Consider the following 17,368-nt stretch of genomic DNA (forward strand, 5'->3'; position numbering starts at 1 on the left):
GAGCTATTATTAAGAGATGAGCATAAATGAAAGTGCAAAAGAGAGGAATAAAACATGTCTAAAACATTTCAAGATGAGGTATTGTCCCGACGTACCTTTGCAATAATATCCCATCCGGATGCCGGTAAAACAACGCTTACGGAAAAATTACTGTTGTTCGGCGGAGCAATTCGCGATGCTGGAACAGTAAAGGGGAAAAAGACCGGGAAATTTGCAACAAGTGACTGGATGGAAATTGAAAAGCAAAGAGGTATTTCCGTAACATCAAGTGTTATGCAGTTTGACTACAACAATGCGAGAGTTAATATTTTGGATACACCAGGACACCAAGATTTCAGTGAGGATACGTATCGAACATTGACTGCCGTTGACAGTGCTGTCATGATTATTGACTCTGCAAAAGGGATCGAGGAACAGACATTAAAGCTGTTCAAGGTTTGTCGTATGAGAGGGATTCCAATTTTTACATTCATCAATAAGCTTGACCGTCAAGGGAAGGCGCCATTAGAGCTTCTTGCGGAGCTAGAGGAAGTAATGGGAATTGAGTCGTACCCGATGAACTGGCCAATTGGTATGGGGAAAGAATTCCTAGGTATTTATGATCGTTACTATAACCGAATTGAGCAGTTTCGTGTAGAGGAAGGCGATAAATATATCTCGTTAAATGAGGATGGGGAAATTGAGGGAGAACATCCGATTAAAAAGGATTCCCTGTATGACCAGACGCTAGAGGAAATCATGCTGCTAAATGAAGCAGGCAATGAATTTTCAGCAGACAGAATTAACAGCGGAGATTTGACACCAGTATTTTTCGGTAGTGCTTTAGCGAACTTCGGCGTACAGACTTTCTTGGAAACTTATTTGGATTTTGCGCCATCGCCGCAGCCAAGAAGCTCTACTGCAGGAAAAATTGATCCGTTGTCAGAAGAATTCTCAGGATTTATCTTTAAGATTCAGGCAAATATGAACCCAGCACACAGGGATAGAATTGCTTTCTTAAGAATTTGTTCAGGTAAGTTCGACAGAGGAATGACTGTCAATTTGCCAAGGACAGGTAAGCAAATTAAACTGGCCCAATCCACTCAGTTTATGGCGGATGACAGAAGCACTGTCAATGAAGCGGTAAGCGGTGATATTATTGGATTGTATGATCCAGGATTTTACCAGATTGGCGATACATTGACAGTAAACAAAAACACCTTCCAATATGAAAAGCTTCCGCAATTTACACCAGAGCTTTTCGTGCGTGTCACAGCTAAAAACGTCATGAAGCAGAAGCATTTCCACAAAGGAATTCAACAGCTTGTTCAAGAAGGAGCAATCCAGCTATATAAAACAGTAAAAACAGAGGATTATCTTCTTGGTGCAGTTGGACAGCTGCAATTTGAGGTGTTCGAGCACCGCATGAGAAATGAATATAATGTAGATGTGCTTATGGAGCATGTTGGTTCTAAAATTGCCAGATGGACAGTGGATGAGGAAGTAAACGAAAACTTATCAAGTGGCAGAAGTCTGTTGGTTGAAGACAGATATGGGAAAAAAGCATTCTTGTTTGAAAATGAATTTGCGTTGCGCTGGTTCCAGGATAAAAATCCTGATGTTAAACTTTATAATCCAATGGATTCAGAAGAATCCTAACAAAAAAAACAGGCGATTATCTTAATCGCTTGTTTTTTTGTATCTAAATGTTAGTTTTCTTAACTTGTTATGGGAGTTGTAGCGAGGTAAACAAATGTTTAAAAGGAATATTTGGTATTTTTTTATATTAGTATAATATCAATGTTGGTTGATGGTGTAAGTGTATCCTAAAAAAGAAAGGATTTCTATTAAATTACTTGAAACTATACTATGGTAAATGGATTATTTCGCTTAGCTAAAATTAAGCATAGCAAGGTTTTTTGTTGTATTTATATAATTTCTAACTGTTTAGATTTTTTAAAAAAGTTAAAACTTTCTAAAAAATAATTGTAATCGACTAAAATTTAGGTATAATAAAACCATGTTGTAATAAATAGTAACAAACCTATGTTATATATATTAACATTTGAAGAGAAGGACAATTTTGGTATGAGTATCATTTTAATTAAGGGAAAAGTCTCGGATAGTAAGGTTAATTATCTGAATATTCTTTTAAGTTAAGATGATATTTTTATAAAAAAATATAGGGGGAACAAGGATGAAAAAGAATCTATCAGTAATATTCAGCATGCTGTTAGTGCTTATATTAGCATTGGCAGGGTGCTCGGGGAATTCGGAAGAATCCAATACGAATGCAGATGAGAATTCAAAGACGTCAAGCTTGTTAGATACGGTCATTAAGAGGGGAACGCTGAAAGCTGGAGTCAATGACGCCCTTCCTGGATTTGGATACATAGATTCTGATGGGAAAAACACTGGATTTGATGTTGATTTTGCGAGAGCAATTGCAGCAGGTGTCTTAGGAGATGCTAGCAAAATCGAATTCCGTCCATTATCAGCGACGGACCGGTTTACAGCATTACAATCGAAAGAAGTTGATGTGTTAATCCGCAATTCTACTTGGACAACAAACAGAGACGCTGAAGTTGGGTTAAGTTTTGCACCGGTCACCTTCTATGACGGTCAAGGAATTATGGTTCCGAAAGACAGCGGCTGGACTTCTTTAGAAGATTTAGAAGGAAAAACAATCGGTGTTGAAACAGGAACTACAACTGAATTGAATCTTGCGGATCAAATGAAGGCTGCTGGAGTAAGCTATACCCCGCAAACATTTGATAATGCAGATGCAGTCATTGCCGCATACGAATCTGGCTCTATTGATGCGTGGACTACAGATAAATCTGGTCTAGTGTCACGTCAATCAATGCTGCAAGATCCTGATGCACATATCATTTTAGATGCTACTCTTTCGAAAGAGCCTTTAGCACCAGCAGTCCTTGATAATGATGAAAAATGGAAAGATGCTGTAAGCTGGATTGTTTATGCAACAATTCAAGCAGAAGAGTTTGGTATCACTTCTGAAAATGTCGATGAATTCCTGGAGAGTGAAAATCCTGAAATTCAGCGCCTGCTCGGTGTCGGCGGTAATAATTTAGGAGAACAGCTAGGATTATCAAATGATTTTGCGTACCAAGTAATCAAGCAAGTCGGCAACTATGGAGAGATTTATAACAGAAACCTTGGCCCAGACACTGTGTTCAAGCTTGAAAGAGGGCAAAACGCATTATACAGTGATGGCGGACTGTTATATTCTATCCCATTCCGTTAAAAAGATGATGATTTTATAACAGTTTGGAAGGCCTGCTGATATTGCTTTTCTAGCAGGCCTATTCTTTTAGCTAAGGGAGGCATACAAATGGAGAATAAAAGAACTGCAGCAACCCCCCTGTGGAGAAACAAAAAGATGTTACCAATACTTATCCAATTACTATTTGTGGTAATTGTCGGATTTGCTATTGTCTTTATGGTTCGGAATGTTCAATCTGGCTTAGAGCAAATCGGATTGAAGATAGGGTTGGATTTTCTAAATCTGAAAGCTTCTTTTCCGATTGCAGAATCGCTGATTTCCTATACACCTGAGGACCCTTATAGCCGAGCAATTGTTGTTGGCTTGTTAAATACCCTGAAAGTGTCATTTTTTGGAGTAATTATTGCATCTATACTTGGAGTTCTTATGGGAATTGCCCGGCTATCCTCTAACTGGCTTATTCGTAGTCTTGCAACTGTATATGTGGAGGTGTTCCGTAATACACCATTATTAGTGCAAATTTTCATTTGGAACTTTGCAGTATTCTTACCAATGCCAAAAATTGATAACGCAGCGTCAATCGGTTCCTTCTATTTTTCAAATAGAGGTGCAGCTATTCCTTGGTTTACAACCTATGATAATACACTCATATGGATTGGTGTAATTGTCGTATTGGCAGCAGTTTCCATTTTTTTGTTTAAAAAATTGACATCGTTAACTATTAATAATGGTAAAAATACACATCCACTCTTAACTGCTATTGGCTTTTTAATTTTCGGCTTTATCATCTCTTATTTCTTATTAGGCAATGGGCCATTTGGTATTTCCGTTCCGGAATTTGATGGCAATGCTTTTGTCGGAGGTACATCCTTATCTATAGGTTTCTTGTCCATGCTTGTCGCCTTGTCCATTTATACATCAACATATATAGCCGAAATTGTACGTGCCGGTATCCTAGGTGTTCCGAAAGGACAGACAGAGGCAGCCAAAGCCCTTGGCTTTAAGAGCCCTACAGCATTAAGATTAATTATTTTTCCGCAAGCAATTCGCATTATCATTCCTCCGTTGACGAGCCAGTACTTAAACTTAATCAAAAACTCAACCTTAGCGATGGCTGTTGCTTATCAGGATATTGTTGGAATCGGCAATACAATCATTAATCAGACAGGGCATACATTTGAAATCATCCTTATTATGATTGCTGTTTATTTACTGTTCAGCTTAGGGACTTCACTGTTTATGAACTTCTTTAATAAAAAATTCCAGTTGGTTGAAAGGTAGTGATGCAAATTGGATAATGTACAGCTTAATAACAGTGAAAGAAGAGTAGAATCAACTTCGCTCAGCAGGCTAGTAAAAGTACAGCTTTGGCTGAAATCAAATCTCTTTAAGGATTGGAAAAATGCGATACTCACCATAATTGCTGCGATGTTTACGGGTGCGATCATCGTCAAAGTTGTTGGATTTCTAGCAAGCAGTGACTGGAGTGTAGTAAGTGCAAATCTGCGCCTCTTAATGGTTGGTCAATTTCCGATGGAGGAGATTTGGAGACTTTGGGTCGGAGTAATCCTCATCTCGATATTATTTGGGACATCATGGGGATTATGGCGAGGTGTCATTGGGCATGTAGCCATTACCTTGTCAGTTATCATGCTTATTTTTGCGGTTGTCCCTTACACAGAACCTATTACAAAGGCCTATTTAGGTGTCAGCATCGCTGCCATTTATTTATGCTATGCCCTTGGCAGAAATCTTTCTGTTTTAAAAATACCAGTATTAATTCTTTGGATTCTCATTATACCGATAGCAGTTGGAATTATTAACGGATTTGGCATCCTTGAGCCGGTGAGCACGAATGTTTGGGGCGGGTTTTTGCTTACACTCGTGCTCGCATCGGTCGCAATCATTTGCTCCTTTCCAATAGGACTTTTACTTGCTGTCGGCCGAAGAAGCAAGTTGCCTGTCATCAAATATACATGCATTGTTTATATTGAAATCATCCGTGGCATGCCGTTGATTATGGTGCTGTTTATTGGGCAATTGCTGCTCCCGATGTTTCTTGGCGGCGAAATCCAAATGGATAATGTTTTACGAGCAATGATTGCCTTCACACTTTTTAGTGCTGCGTATTTGGCAGAAAATATCAGGGGCGGGTTACAGTCTATTCCCCGCGGCCAGTTCGAAGCAGCTCAAGCATTAGGATTAAATAATTTTAAATTGATGGTTTTTGTCATTTTACCGCAAGCCTTAAAGGCGGTAATCCCCGCAATGGTCGGTCAATTCATTTCTATATTTAAAGATACATCATTAGTTGCCGTTATCGGTTTAGCAGATTTTCTTGGTATGGCCAAAAAAGTCGCAGCAAATCCAGAGTACTTAGGTAAGTACATGGAATTATATGTGTTCATTGCATTAATGTATTTCATATTCTGCTACTTAATGTCACATGTCAGCAAAGCTTTGGAAAAATCACTAGGGGCAGGCAGCCGCTAATAGGGGAGGACTAACAATGGAGAGTGTATTTTCTGTAGAAAAGCTTTCAATACCGGTAGAGCAAAGAGAAGATATCATCAAAGTGAAGGGTTTGAATAAATGGTATGGCGACCATCATGTTTTAAAGGATGTTGATCTGCAAGTAAAGCAAGGAGAGGTGATTGTTATCCTCGGACCTTCTGGCTCTGGCAAGTCTACCTTTATCCGGACAATCAATGCGTTAGAAGAGTTTCAGAAGGGTTCTATTATGGTGGATAATATTGCCTTGACAGATGATTTGAAAAATATTGAAGAAATAAGAAAGGAAACAGGCATGGTTTTTCAGTCCTTTAACCTATTTCCTCATATGACAATATTAAAGAATATTTCTCTGGCACCGATATGGGTGCGGAAATGGAAAAAGAAAAAGGCAGAGCAAATTGCGATAGAGCTTCTCGAAAGAGTAGGTATACCAGAGCAGGCACAAAAATATCCTGGTCAGTTATCCGGCGGGCAGCAGCAGCGTGTGGCTATTGCTAGGGCATTAGCGATGCAGCCAAAGATTATGCTGTTTGATGAACCGACATCAGCACTTGATCCAGAGATGGTAAAAGAGGTCCTTGATGTTATGAAGACACTAGCAGAATCTGGGATGACTATGCTTGTCGTTACACATGAGATGGGTTTTGCTCGTCAGGTGGCTGACAGAATCATTCTTTTTGATAAAGGGGAAATCGTCGAAATGGGCAAACCGGAGGATATTTTCGATAATCCACAGCATGACCGCACAAAACTATTTCTTTCACAAATCCTGTAAAAAGAGCCAAATACGGCTCTTTTTTTTCGGTTATTTTTATCGTTTCAGCTGACAGTTTATTGCTCTTGTAAATTTCTTTTCAGCAACATGAACGGATACTGTATAAAAAAATGCAGTTTAGCTAAAAATGAAAAAATGAAAAGGTATATAAGAAGTAGATGGTGATAACCTATGAGGGACCTAAGTAAATTAGAGGCTGTTATGTGGAGCATAGCACTCCCTGGCTTCAGTCAACTATTGATGAAACAGTATTGGAAAGGTACTCTTTTAGTGGTGCTGGAATTTATTATTAATGTGCAAAGTAATTTCAATTATGCAATCATGCAAAGCTTTTTAGGTAATTTTGAATCTTCCATAGAAGCCCTTGATTTTCAATGGATCATGTTTTATCCCTGCTTATATTTGTTCGCAATGTGGGATGCATATAAGTCGACCATGAAAGAACAGGATGAATATGCATTTTTGCCGTTTGTATTTTGTGCTTATTTTGTTACAGTAGGGGTTATGTATTCGACGCGGTTTAAGATATTTGGTATTTTTCCAGGTCCTATATTTACACCGATGCTCTTTTTGATTCCAGGTATTTTAAGCGGTTTTTTAGTGAAGTATGCAATATTGTATTTTAAAGGTCAGTTCAATCCGAATAAAGAATAAACAACGATACTAACTTTCGAAAGTAAAAAATAGTCAGGTCTTGTTTATTTTTTTTCGGTTTTTGATTGTCAAGAAAGAATCTTTCGTATATAATAAGCATATATCAATCGTATATCTACTCAAAGGGGAGTAGCTTTTAGGATATTTTATCCTAAAACAAAGTCGTCAGTTCGTGGTCTAGTACCATCGGCTTTGTTGGCACTATTAAAAAGTGCTTAGCAAGACCTTTGCCTATTGGCAGAGGTCTTTTTTGCGCTTTTTTGTACATATAAGACAATCCTGTCAATAGGGGGATACCTGTGGGTATACAAAAACTATTGATAGGAGGAGAAAATATGGATTTTGCATTACTGTTAGAGTATGGTTGGGTGCTCCTGATTCTAGTAGGGTTAGAGGGGATACTGGCAGCTGACAATGCGGTTGTTATGGCAGTTATGGTTAAGCATTTACCGCCAGAGCAGCAGAAAAAAGCATTGTTCTATGGTTTGTTCGGTGCATTTATATTCCGTTTCGCGAGTTTGTTCTTAATTTCTGTTCTAGTAGACGTTTGGCAGGTTCAAGCGCTTGGTGCTATTTACTTACTGTATATTTGTATCCACAATTTATATGGAAAGTTCTCACCAAAGGAGAAACAGGAGAAAGAAAAGGAAAGGAAAAAATCTGGCTTCTGGATGACTGTTTTGAAAGTAGAACTTGCTGATATTGCCTTTGCAATTGACTCTATGCTAGCAGCAGTTGCATTAGCAATCACGCTGACACCAACAGGCTGGTTTGATATTGGAGGCATTGACGGAGGACAATTTACAATCATGCTATTAGGTGGAATCATCGGACTAGTTATCATGCGTTTTGCAGCAAACTCGTTCGTAAAACTTCTGCAAACAAGACCTTCCCTGGAGACAGCAGCCTTTTTAATTGTCGGCTGGGTAGGTGTGAAGCTGGCTGTATTTACATTGGCACATCCAGAAGTTGGTCTTCTTGATCAGCATTTTCCTGAGTCGAAAGTTTGGAAATTCTTCTTCTGGTCTGTATTGTTAATCATTGCAGTAGGCGGCTATATTATCTCTGGTCGAAAAGCACAGAAAACGGTGGAAGATAACTAAATGTTAAAAAGGAAATAATGTTTGCTTTAAAACTTTGCAGGTGCCAAAGTGAGCAATCATTATTTCCTTTTTTATTTTTTCTTTGAGCATTGATAATTTTAAGGTATAGTTATTATTGAGTTTTGCCAGACAGCTCTGCTTGAGCTTGCTGAACTAGGCGTTTTGTAATCTCTCCGCCAACAGAACCATTGGATCTGGCAGCTGTTTCAGAACCTAAATTAACGCCGAACTCTTGAGCAATTTCATATTTAATGCTATCTAAATATTGTTCAATACCAGGAACTAATAATTTGTTTGAACTAGCCATAATGTCAGGGACCTCCTTGATAAATAAAATACAGAACTTATATACCGTTAACAAAAGGCTATTATGCTGATAATAGGTAAGTTGTTTGGCAATATTAATTTCTGTACTTATAATATGCGGGGTTTTCATTCATTTCATGAGTGGTAATGTTTGTGTAATGGGGAGATAAGAGGAAGAGCAATAGAAGGGATTTGTATGGACATGAAAAGAACGGTAAGGGATTTGCTGAATAAATTTACCCCGGCCCAAATTATTACAGGATATTATTTGCTGGCGGTCAGCGTATCTGTCTTGTTGTTAAGCATACCAGCTGTTCATAAAGAAGGTGTGCATGTTTCCTTTATGGACACTGTTTTTACGGCAATAAGTGCAGTGAGTGTCACTGGTCTGACTGTAATAAATATATCCGATACTTATAGCACATTAGGCATTTTCATATTGATGTTTGTCCTTCAATTCGGCGGAATTGGAGTCATGACTTTAGGAACGTTCTTTTGGATGCTGCTCAGGAAAAAAATCGGTTTAAAGGAGCGGCAGCTGATAATGCTTGACCATAACCAATCACATCTTTCTGGACTGGTCCAGCTTATCAGGGAAATCATCAAGCTGATCTTAATTATAGAGCTTGTTGGGGCAATCGTGCTGACACTGCAGTTTCATCAATACTTCCTATCATGGAAGGATGCAATCATTCATGGACTGTTCGCCTCGATTAGTGCAACAACGAACGGGGGATTCGACTTAACAGGGACCTCCCTAATGCCTTATAAAGATGATTATTTTATTCAGTTGGTACATATTATTCTAATCACCCTTGGTGCGATTGGATTTCCAGTTTTAATTGAAGTGAAGAATTATCTATTCCCGAAGAACCCAGGAAAAGTTTTCCGGTTTTCTCTATTTTCGAAATTGACATCTTTAACATTTGGACTGCTGTTATTTTTTGGTACTCTCAGCATTATTTTGATTGAATCAACAAATTATTTTGCAGGAATGACTTGGCATCAAATCTTTTTTAATGCATTTTTTCACTCGGCTTCAACTAGAAGCGGTGGGCTTGCGACAATGGACTTGAATGACTATTCACTCGGAACACTGGTGATTTTTTGTATTCTGATGTTTATCGGTGCATCCCCAAGCTCTGTCGGTGGGGGAATTCGGACAACTACGTTTGCATTAAACTTAATGTTCATTTATCATTACGCGAACGGCAATCGGCATATTAAAATTTTTAAAAGAGAAATCCATGAAGAGGATATTATTAAATCGATGGTCGTCACAATTTTAGCTTTTGCCTTATGCTTTACCGCAACAGTTATTTTGTGCATCACCGAAAGTGCTCCGCTCATAAAAATATTGTTCGAGGTTTGTTCTGCATTTGGAACAACAGGCTTATCACTTGGTTTAACTCCTGATTTGTCCAATGTAGGCAAATGTGTCATCATGGTACTTATGTTTATTGGAAGAATAGGGCTAACTTCCTTTATCTATATTATTGGAGGAAAAGAGAAAAAGGATAATTTCCATTATCCAAAAGAGAGAATAATCATTGGCTAAGGCGTATTCCGCCTTGGCTTTTTTTATGGTTGGATTGTCATATCATGGTACGGATACGTTCCTGTAATTTGCAAAAAATAGGTTTGTACCATCCATTAAAGGAGACGATCATATGGCGAAAAGAAAGGCAGAATTCAATGCTGTTGAAAAATACAGCAAAACTCCTAAAAAGAACATCCAGGAAACAGAGTTCTCCGCTGAATTCATTCGCGGCGAGGACCCGATGAAGAATGCTAATCGAAACTCCAAGCATGGAAGAGAGGGGAGATAATAATGGCAAAAAAAGCGAATAAAAATAAAAAAGAACAAGCTAATGTAGAATTTGGCCAGGAGTTTGGCGATCTTAATGCAAGCAAACTTTATGATACAGGGGCTTTGACTAAAGACAAAGTAAAAAGCGGCAAAAGAAAATAACGGTATTGTCATAAGCTAAAAAGAGAAGCCTCTTTAAAAGAGCTTCTCTTTATAGCTTGTTTTTGTAGACCATTTTTGCATTTTAGTTGTCCTGAATTCTATAAATGGCTGTGCTAGTGATGCTACCAAGTTGGTTGACAGTACTAATGTTAGCAGAAAAGCCATTAGCACGATGAGAAAATAAGATTTCGGTGTAGTGAACGCTTCCTGCAAATCAGTTGACCGAAAAATCCGGATAAAGAAACCGTGTAATAAATAAACATAAAGCGTGTTTTTACCAAATCGAGTAAAGAAATATTGCTTCTGCGGCACACAGGCAAAAAAGCAGAAAATCATTAAAAAGCTCAATAAGTAGAAACCAAGTCTGACTAGTATTGCTTCAAACGAAGAAGAAGCTAACACATCATATGGCTTCGATCCTAATAGCCATTGGTGATTTATATCTGGGAAATTATAAAATACAGCAAAACAACTCACGAAAATAAGAATGGCTCCTATTTTGAAAGGCTTTGCTCTGACCCACTCAAAATGTTTTTTGTTCATATAATAGCCTAATAAAAACAAGGGAAAGAATACAAATGTTCTTGTAAGGCTCAAGTAGCTGGAAGTCCAATCAACAAATCCGATTGCAAGGCCGAAAAACATTGCTATTGACAAGCCATAAATTGGCTTCAGCTTGGAAAAGCCCAGCAATAGCATATTCCAGAAAAATAAGCTGATTAAAAACCAAAGTGACCAATGCGGACTTAATGGATCAACCGTTAAGCTTGATTTTCCGTAAAGATAAAAATAAAAGATACTGTATATAACCTGAAAGATAATATATGGTAATATCAGCTTCTTTACATACTTTTGTACATAACCTTCCTCGTAAATCCCTTTCGCAAAAAATCCGGAAACTAAAATAAATGCCGGCATATGGAAAGTGTAAATGACTTTATACAAACTATAAATACTATTGCTGTCACTATTAAAAGATTGAATAAAATGACCGAATACAACGAAAAAAATCAACAGAAACTTTGCATTATCAAAGTAATAATCTCGGGTTTGCTTCATATTGTTCTCCCTTCTTTGCAAGCTAACCTTTTAGCAGCAATGCCATTTCCAAATATAGTCAATCGGAAAACGTTTCAGGCAGATGATTGGCTGTTTAGCCACTATTATTTATAGCACATATAAACAATAGCTAAACTGTTTTTCGCAAGTTGTTAACTAAATATCTACTTATTAATAAAAGTGAAATATTTTTGTAAATAAACTTTTTTAATTGTAAATTTAAGGTTAATACAAGCATCTGAAATTTTCCTTAACTTGGTTGACTAACTTTATGATTAATTTATTTTGTAACTGTAAAGGATTTTCTCGAATTTTGTAGAATAAATAATGCACCAAGTTTTACGAGAGGCGGGAAATCCTTGTCTGGTGAAATCTATACAAAAGAAATGCAGCATATCCAGCAGCTGAAAAAGAAAATCAGCTTTTTGGAACAAGAGAATAAGCGGCTGAAGGATGAAAAGAATTGCAGAGAAATGGTCGAGGAGCTGAAAACAGCGGCCTTTGAGAATTCCAGTGAAGGAATGGTCATACTGGACGAAAAGGGAGTAATCCTGGAAGTAAATTATGCAATAAAAGATATATTTCACATCCACAAAAAAGATATGGTTGGGCGTAACCTTACTCACTATCTTCCGCAAGAGTACAGAGATGATTTGAGGAACTGGATCAGCTTACAGTCTTTCGAAAAAGACGCAAAAACAGCTGTTCTGTCAATGGCAAATCCCGCGAGAGACTCCTTTTCTGAAATCCATATATCCAGAATAACTAAGTATCCATATTTTTTAGCTGTTTTAAAAGATGTCACGTATTTGCGCAATTTAGAAAGAAGGCAACGAAAGGATGCTGCTTTATTTCACGATTTCTTTACAGAAGCACTAGATGGAATCGTTCTATGGAAGGAAAACGGCGAGATTGTCTCAGCAAATAAGGCAGCTTTGGCTATCTTTGAAAGCAGTCTGGAAGAAATGAAACGGAAAAAAATCAGTGATTATGTCTATAAAAAGGACGACAGCTATATTCATATTATTAAAAGCTTATGCAGCAAAAACTCCCATCGGGATGAGCTGATGTTTTTGATGCCGAATGGGCAAAAAAAGCTGCTAGAGTTCACAACAAAGCTTCATTCTGTTGAAGGTCTTCATATGAGTATTTTTCGCAATATTACAGAACGCTATAATATGGAACTGGAGCTGCTTGACAGCAAAAGCATGTTTGAAACAATTTTTGAGGAAGTATTTGATGGTGTTATTCTATGGGACAGGGATTATAACATAAGTGATATTAATAAAGCCGCATTGCGAATGCTTCAAAAGGATAAAGAAAGTTTGCTTGGCTTAAACCTGATTGATTATTTGCCAGAAGGGAAATCAATTGGAGAAGAGATTAAGCCAAAACTTCTTTCATTAAGAGAGGAAGGGCAGAACAGAGGTATCTATACTGCCTCCTTTAACGGAGATGATTGGACACAGCTGGAATTTCGGAACAAGTATAATATATATTCTGGCTTTAGCATAACGGCTCTAAGAGATATAACAGAGAACGCGATACTCGAGGAGCAGATAAGAAAGTCCTCCACCCTTCATGTTATCGGGGAGCTTGCAGCTGGAATTGCCCATGAAATCAGGAATCCAATGACTGCATTAAAAGGATTCATACAATTACTGGAAAGCAGCAATGACAGTGAAAAGCATCCGATGTATTTCACTGTTATTAAATCAGAGCTCAGCAGGATTGAGACAATCATCAATGAATTCCTGCTGCTGTCAAAACCGCAAAACGTTAAGTTTGTTAAAGCGGATTTGCAGCAGATTATGAATGAGACACTAGACCTTCTCAATGCACAAGCGGTCTTATATAATGTTCAATTTACAAGAAATTATACAAATTCCCTTACAGAAATGTTTTGTGAACCAAACCAATTAAAAAAAGTCTTTATTAATATTGTCAAAAATGCGATTGAGGTGCTTGAAGTAGGAGGAGAGATCAAGACAAGCATAAAGTCCACTCCGGAATATTTTCATATCACAATTGAAGACAATGGCAATGGGATGAGTAAAGAGAAACTAGCAAAGCTCGGAGAACCATTTTATACAACGAAGGAAAAGGGCACAGGCTTAGGCTTGATGGTTTCCTTCAAAATTATTAAAGAGCATGCTGGGAAAATTGAAGTAGAGTCGGAAGAGGGGGAAGGTACGAAATTTCATATTTATCTTCCGCGCAAAAAGCAATGAAGCTCAAATCAACATAATTTTACGTAATAAAAAGACTTCTTGACAGCACAGAAGTCTTTTTATTATTATCTAATTAGATGATTATCTAATTTAGGAGTGGTTATATGCAGTTAGACAGGCTGGTCGCTTTCCACAAAACAATCGGTGATCCAACAAGAATCAGAATTATTGCTTTACTAGCAGCAAAGCCGTGGAATGGTACTGCTCTTGCAGGCAAATTAGGATTGACAGCACCTACTATCACACACCATTTAAAGAAACTGCGAGAAATAAATGTAGTGTATGAACGAAGAGAAAAAAACACGATTTATTTTTATTTAAATAAATCAGTCATTTCCCAACAGGCAGAAGCGCTTGTTAAATTGTCTCTATTGGAGAAAGGAGAGCAGTCGTTGGATATGAATAGGAATAATGAAGAAGCAGCTAAGATTATCGAGAATTTTATCGGTTCAGACGGAAGGCTTAAGAATATCCCTGCACAAAGAAAGAAGAAATTAATCATCTTTCGCCATATCATAAAGGGGCTTAAAGAAGGCATAAAATACGAAGAGAAAGAATTAAATGAATATATCAAAAGGTTTTTTGATGATTATGCGACGATTCGCAGAGAATTTATCATTAACCATTTCATGTATAGGGAAAATAATATTTATGAATTGAACCCGGAGGAAATGTGGGCAAAATGATAGGGATAGAATCATCCATCCCTATTTCTTATCCATAATATTCTGGTCTTCTATCAGAGAAAATTGGAATCATGTTTCGTACCTCGGATACTTTAGCTAGGTCGATGGTCCGTGCTAGGATTTCACTGTTTTCTCCTGCTTCTCCGACAATTTCTCCCCATGGATCAATTATCATACTATGGCCTGCGAACACATTTGCAGGATCAGAACCGCTTCTATTGCATGCGACCACATAGCACTGATTTTCAATAGCTCTGGCAATTAAGAGTGCTCTCCAATGAGCAAGCCTTGCAAGCGGCCATTCTGCTGATACAAACAGCACATTAGCTCCTTTGGAAGTGTGTGTACGGACCCACTCCGGAAATCTAATGTCATAGCAAATCAGACCTGCTGCCGTTTCTCCATTCAGCTGAAAGAGCCCAGTTGCTGTTCCGCTTTGTAAATAAAGATGTTCATCCATGAGTTTAAATAAATGGAGCTTGTCGTAAGTATGTATTAACTCTCCTTCTTTATTAATGACAAGAAGTGTATTAAAAATCCCATCCTCCTTTTTATTGGCAACAGAACCTCCGATAATGTGAACTTGATAGCTCCTAGCGAGATGTTGCAAAAAGCTGATTGCCTTCTCTGCATGTTTATCTGCAATAGTGTCAAGATGTGGCAAATCATAGCCTGTCGTCCACAATTCTGGCAGAATGACAATATCTGTCTGCTTTCCTGCACAGGCTTCTTTAATCCATTTTTCAGCAGCAAGAAAATTCTGCTTTGGATCACCAAAAACAATATCCATTTGAATGATGCTTATGTTCCATTCCAGAAAAATCACCCTCTATTCATCTTGAATTTTATCGCTTATAATGAAAAACAACATTTACGTTTACTTCCCTTGCTTCTTTTATAACATAAATAATTTGAATATTATATATTTTCTAGGTGAAGTGCATCAAGAAAAAAGACGACTGTATTAAAATACGTGTATTAATTTAGAAAGAAGGTAGAAGGAATGAAGGAATATCGTCAATCAGCCTTGTTAGACAGACTCCCAGTTCAATTTTTTGCATCTCTTGTAGAAAAGGTAGCGTCGTACACCGAAAAGGGCTGTGATGTAATTAATTTAGGTCAAGGCAATCCTGACCAACCAACACCTGAGTATATTGTTAAAAGCCTGCAGAATGCTGCAGAAAAGCCAATCAACCATAAATATTCCCCTTTTAGAGGCTATCCTGCCTTAAAAAAAGCGGTTGCTGAATTTTACAAGCGAGAATACGCCGTAGATTTGGACCCGGAAACAGAGGTGGCTGTTTTGTTCGGAGGAAAAGCTGGTTTAGTGGAAATACCTCAATGTCTTCTTAATCCAGGTGATACGGTGCTGCTGCCAGACCCTGGCTATCCTGATTATTTGTCAGGTGTGGCACTTGCACAAGGTGAGATGGTAATGCTGCCTCTTGAAGAGAAGAATCAATTTCTTCCAGATTATAGTAAGCTTTCTAATTCTGTGCTGGAGAAAGCAAAATTGCTGTTCTTAAATTATCCCAATAATCCGACTGGGGCTACGGCGACGAGTGAATTCTTCCAAGAAACAGTATCTCTAAGCCTTGAACATGATATTTGTGTAGTTCATGATTTTGCTTATGGAGCAATTGGATTTGACGGAAAAAAACCAATCAGTTTTCTCTCCGCCCCGAAAGCGAAGGATGCCGGCATTGAAATCTACACCTTATCGAAAACATTTAATATGGCAGGATGGAGAGTAGGCTTTGCAGTAGGAAACAAAAGTATAATCTCTGCACTAAACCTTTACCAAGACCATCTGTATGTCAGTTTGTTCGGAGCAGTACAAGAAGCAGCTATCACAGCTCTGACCAGTTCCCTTGAGGAAGTAGACAAGCTAAACAGCATGTATCAACGAAGAAGGGATGTCTTCATCAATGGATTAAAAAGTATCGGCTGGAAGGTGGAGGCGCCGAGCGGCTCGTTTTTTGCATGGCTGAAGGTACCTGACGGCTATACTTCTGAGCAGTTTGCAGACTATTTATTAGAGAAGGCTCATATTGCTGTAGCGCCAGGAACAGGATTTGGAGAATATGGAGAAGGATATGTCAGAGCAGGCTTGCTCACATCAGAAGAACGGCTTTTAGAGGCTGTAGAACGGCTCAGAAAGCTGGCTAATGAATAACTTGCAAAAACCCGTCGTAAAGTAAAGCAGGCGGGTTTTTCCTTTTCTGAAAGAAAACGTCGAAAATAAAGGCTAAATAATGTAAAATTTTGTATGGTGATTTAGCGATAAAAAGCACTTAAACAATAATATTTTTCAAAAACAAAATGAAAGCGCTTCATGTTTTTGGGGGGTTATGGAGGTTTTTGAAGGTTTATTTGTCGAAAATCCAGTTATTTTTTGACTATTCTAATTCCAAATACCTATTTTAAAGAAAAAAATGTCTAATATTGCGATTCTATTTACTTTTATTTATTTTCTTGTAATAATTCATCAAGTAAACGTGAATTTGTCTTTACAAATAATTAATATAAATACGATTAGGAGGAAAAGAAAGTGCAACCGAGGAAACAAGAATTACTGCTTGCTATCCAAAAGAAGAGAGAGGTGATGATTGAGGAAGCACAACGTTCAGGGTATACGAGTGAGGAAACAGTCCGATACAGTCAGGAACTCGATGAGCTGATTTTTCAGTATCAATTGCATGTGCGGCTGCAAAAGACAAAGATGAATTTTGTGAAAAAATCCTATAAATCAATGATCGTATGGCCAAAGCATCTCGTCTACCAGCACAAAAAGATTTCAGAGATACTATGAAACATTTACAACATTGCCTTCCATTTAAAA

The 17,368-nt window shown here is 37.8% G+C and carries 17 protein-coding genes and 1 riboswitch; of the genes, 14 read left to right on the top strand and 3 right to left on the bottom strand.

The window, feature by feature from the left end; genetic code table 11:
• Positions 1–54 precede the first annotated feature (54 nt).
• From L8T27_RS06115 to L8T27_RS06145, 7 genes are all read left to right on the top strand, one after another.
• Positions 55–1,638, top strand: a complete 1,584-nt coding sequence (locus L8T27_RS06115; protein ID WP_233314661.1) for a peptide chain release factor 3 — start codon at positions 55–57, stop codon at positions 1,636–1,638.
• A gap of 538 nt (positions 1,639–2,176) precedes the next feature.
• On the top strand, positions 2,177–3,247 hold the full coding sequence (locus L8T27_RS06120; protein ID WP_233314660.1) for an amino acid ABC transporter substrate-binding protein: 1,071 nt from the start codon (positions 2,177–2,179) through the stop codon (positions 3,245–3,247).
• An 87-nt stretch (positions 3,248–3,334) separates the two neighbouring features.
• Positions 3,335–4,507, top strand: a complete 1,173-nt coding sequence (locus L8T27_RS06125; protein WP_237941134.1) for an amino acid ABC transporter permease — start codon at positions 3,335–3,337, stop codon at positions 4,505–4,507.
• Between the two features lie 9 nt (positions 4,508–4,516).
• Entirely contained in the window at positions 4,517–5,719 is a 1,203-nt protein-coding gene (locus L8T27_RS06130; RefSeq protein ID WP_237941135.1) for an amino acid ABC transporter permease, read from the top strand.
• Between the two features lie 16 nt (positions 5,720–5,735).
• Positions 5,736–6,515 carry an amino acid ABC transporter ATP-binding protein gene (locus L8T27_RS06135; RefSeq protein ID WP_245399848.1) on the top strand — a complete coding sequence of 260 codons (780 nt, stop codon included), beginning with the start codon at positions 5,736–5,738 and terminating at the stop codon, positions 6,513–6,515.
• A gap of 201 nt (positions 6,516–6,716) precedes the next feature.
• Positions 6,717–7,169 (top strand): hypothetical protein, encoded by a 453-nt coding sequence (locus tag L8T27_RS06140; RefSeq protein ID WP_311315870.1) that lies wholly within the window; start codon positions 6,717–6,719, stop codon positions 7,167–7,169.
• Positions 7,170–7,281: 112 nt separating this feature from the next.
• Positions 7,282–7,450: riboswitch (yybP-ykoY riboswitch) on the top strand.
• Positions 7,451–7,504: 54 nt separating this feature from the next.
• Positions 7,505–8,272, top strand: a complete 768-nt coding sequence (locus L8T27_RS06145) for a TerC family protein (protein WP_233314656.1) — start codon at positions 7,505–7,507, stop codon at positions 8,270–8,272.
• A 112-nt stretch (positions 8,273–8,384) separates the two neighbouring features.
• Here L8T27_RS06145 and L8T27_RS06150 read toward each other — a convergent pair whose 3' ends face one another.
• Positions 8,385–8,579 (bottom strand): alpha/beta-type small acid-soluble spore protein, encoded by a 195-nt coding sequence (locus L8T27_RS06150; RefSeq protein ID WP_237941136.1) that lies wholly within the window; start codon positions 8,577–8,579, stop codon positions 8,385–8,387.
• A 201-nt stretch (positions 8,580–8,780) separates the two neighbouring features.
• On the opposite strand from L8T27_RS06150, the gene L8T27_RS06155 reads away from it, so the two are divergent.
• The 3 genes from L8T27_RS06155 to L8T27_RS06165 all read left to right on the top strand — a co-directional run bounded on the left by L8T27_RS06155 (position 8,781) and on the right by L8T27_RS06165 (position 10,550).
• A complete protein-coding gene (locus L8T27_RS06155) occupies positions 8,781–10,136 on the top strand; it encodes a TrkH family potassium uptake protein (RefSeq protein WP_237942267.1) in 1,356 nt (451 codons plus the stop codon).
• A 112-nt stretch (positions 10,137–10,248) separates the two neighbouring features.
• Complete coding sequence (locus tag L8T27_RS06160) at positions 10,249–10,407, top strand: hypothetical protein (RefSeq protein ID WP_233314654.1); 159 nt, start codon at positions 10,249–10,251, stop codon at positions 10,405–10,407.
• 2 nt (positions 10,408–10,409) lie between these two features.
• Positions 10,410–10,550, top strand: a complete 141-nt coding sequence (locus tag L8T27_RS06165) for a hypothetical protein (RefSeq protein WP_233314653.1) — start codon at positions 10,410–10,412, stop codon at positions 10,548–10,550.
• 33 nt (positions 10,551–10,583) lie between these two features.
• Here the strand turns inward: L8T27_RS06165 and L8T27_RS06170 are convergent, their stop codons facing one another.
• A complete protein-coding gene (locus L8T27_RS06170) occupies positions 10,584–11,609 on the bottom strand; it encodes an acyltransferase family protein (protein ID WP_233314652.1) in 1,026 nt (341 codons plus the stop codon).
• A 359-nt stretch (positions 11,610–11,968) separates the two neighbouring features.
• Between L8T27_RS06170 and L8T27_RS06175 the strand changes: the two genes are divergently transcribed.
• Entirely contained in the window at positions 11,969–13,840 is a 1,872-nt protein-coding gene (locus L8T27_RS06175) for a PAS domain-containing protein (RefSeq protein ID WP_233314651.1), read from the top strand.
• Positions 13,841–13,944: 104 nt separating this feature from the next.
• Entirely contained in the window at positions 13,945–14,526 is a 582-nt protein-coding gene (locus tag L8T27_RS06180) for a DUF2087 domain-containing protein (RefSeq protein WP_233314650.1), read from the top strand.
• Between the two features lie 28 nt (positions 14,527–14,554).
• Here the strand turns inward: L8T27_RS06180 and L8T27_RS06185 are convergent, their stop codons facing one another.
• Entirely contained in the window at positions 14,555–15,343 is a 789-nt protein-coding gene (locus L8T27_RS06185; protein WP_233314649.1) for a carbon-nitrogen family hydrolase, read from the bottom strand.
• A gap of 186 nt (positions 15,344–15,529) precedes the next feature.
• On the opposite strand from L8T27_RS06185, the gene L8T27_RS06190 reads away from it, so the two are divergent.
• Together L8T27_RS06190 and L8T27_RS06195 are read left to right on the top strand one after the other, a co-directional pair.
• Complete coding sequence (locus L8T27_RS06190) at positions 15,530–16,702, top strand: pyridoxal phosphate-dependent aminotransferase (RefSeq protein ID WP_237941137.1); 1,173 nt, start codon at positions 15,530–15,532, stop codon at positions 16,700–16,702.
• A 375-nt stretch (positions 16,703–17,077) separates the two neighbouring features.
• The gene (locus tag L8T27_RS06195; protein ID WP_233314647.1) at positions 17,078–17,338 is read left to right on the top strand and encodes an aspartyl-phosphate phosphatase Spo0E family protein; all 261 of its coding nucleotides are present in this window, start codon (positions 17,078–17,080) and stop codon (positions 17,336–17,338) included.
• The last annotated feature ends 30 nt before the right edge of the window (positions 17,339–17,368 follow it).

The sequence above is a fragment of the Niallia sp. Man26 genome, from assembly GCF_022049065.2.
In the GTDB taxonomy this organism is placed as follows: Bacteria; Bacillota; Bacilli; order Bacillales; family Cytobacillaceae; genus Niallia.

Bases quoted from the DNA above. Each gene is read 5' to 3' on its own strand.
- L8T27_RS06115 (WP_233314661.1), top strand. From the start codon at position 55: ATGTCTAAAACATTTCAAGATGAGGTATTGTCCCGACGTACCTTTGCA.
- L8T27_RS06120 (WP_233314660.1), top strand. From the start codon at position 2,177: ATGAAAAAGAATCTATCAGTAATATTCAGCATGCTGTTAGTGCTTATA.
- L8T27_RS06125 (WP_237941134.1), top strand. From the start codon at position 3,335: ATGGAGAATAAAAGAACTGCAGCAACCCCCCTGTGGAGAAACAAAAAG.
- L8T27_RS06135 (WP_245399848.1), top strand. From the start codon at position 5,736: ATGGAGAGTGTATTTTCTGTAGAAAAGCTTTCAATACCGGTAGAGCAA.
- L8T27_RS06140 (WP_311315870.1), top strand. From the start codon at position 6,717: ATGTGGAGCATAGCACTCCCTGGCTTCAGTCAACTATTGATGAAACAG.
- L8T27_RS06145 (WP_233314656.1), top strand. From the start codon at position 7,505: ATGGATTTTGCATTACTGTTAGAGTATGGTTGGGTGCTCCTGATTCTA.
- L8T27_RS06150 (WP_237941136.1), bottom strand. From the start codon at position 8,579: ATGGCTAGTTCAAACAAATTATTAGTTCCTGGTATTGAACAATATTTA.
- L8T27_RS06155 (WP_237942267.1), top strand. From the start codon at position 8,781: ATGAAAAGAACGGTAAGGGATTTGCTGAATAAATTTACCCCGGCCCAA.
- L8T27_RS06160 (WP_233314654.1), top strand. From the start codon at position 10,249: ATGGCGAAAAGAAAGGCAGAATTCAATGCTGTTGAAAAATACAGCAAA.
- L8T27_RS06165 (WP_233314653.1), top strand. From the start codon at position 10,410: ATGGCAAAAAAAGCGAATAAAAATAAAAAAGAACAAGCTAATGTAGAA.
- L8T27_RS06170 (WP_233314652.1), bottom strand. From the start codon at position 11,609: ATGAAGCAAACCCGAGATTATTACTTTGATAATGCAAAGTTTCTGTTG.
- L8T27_RS06180 (WP_233314650.1), top strand. From the start codon at position 13,945: ATGCAGTTAGACAGGCTGGTCGCTTTCCACAAAACAATCGGTGATCCA.
- L8T27_RS06190 (WP_237941137.1), top strand. From the start codon at position 15,530: ATGAAGGAATATCGTCAATCAGCCTTGTTAGACAGACTCCCAGTTCAA.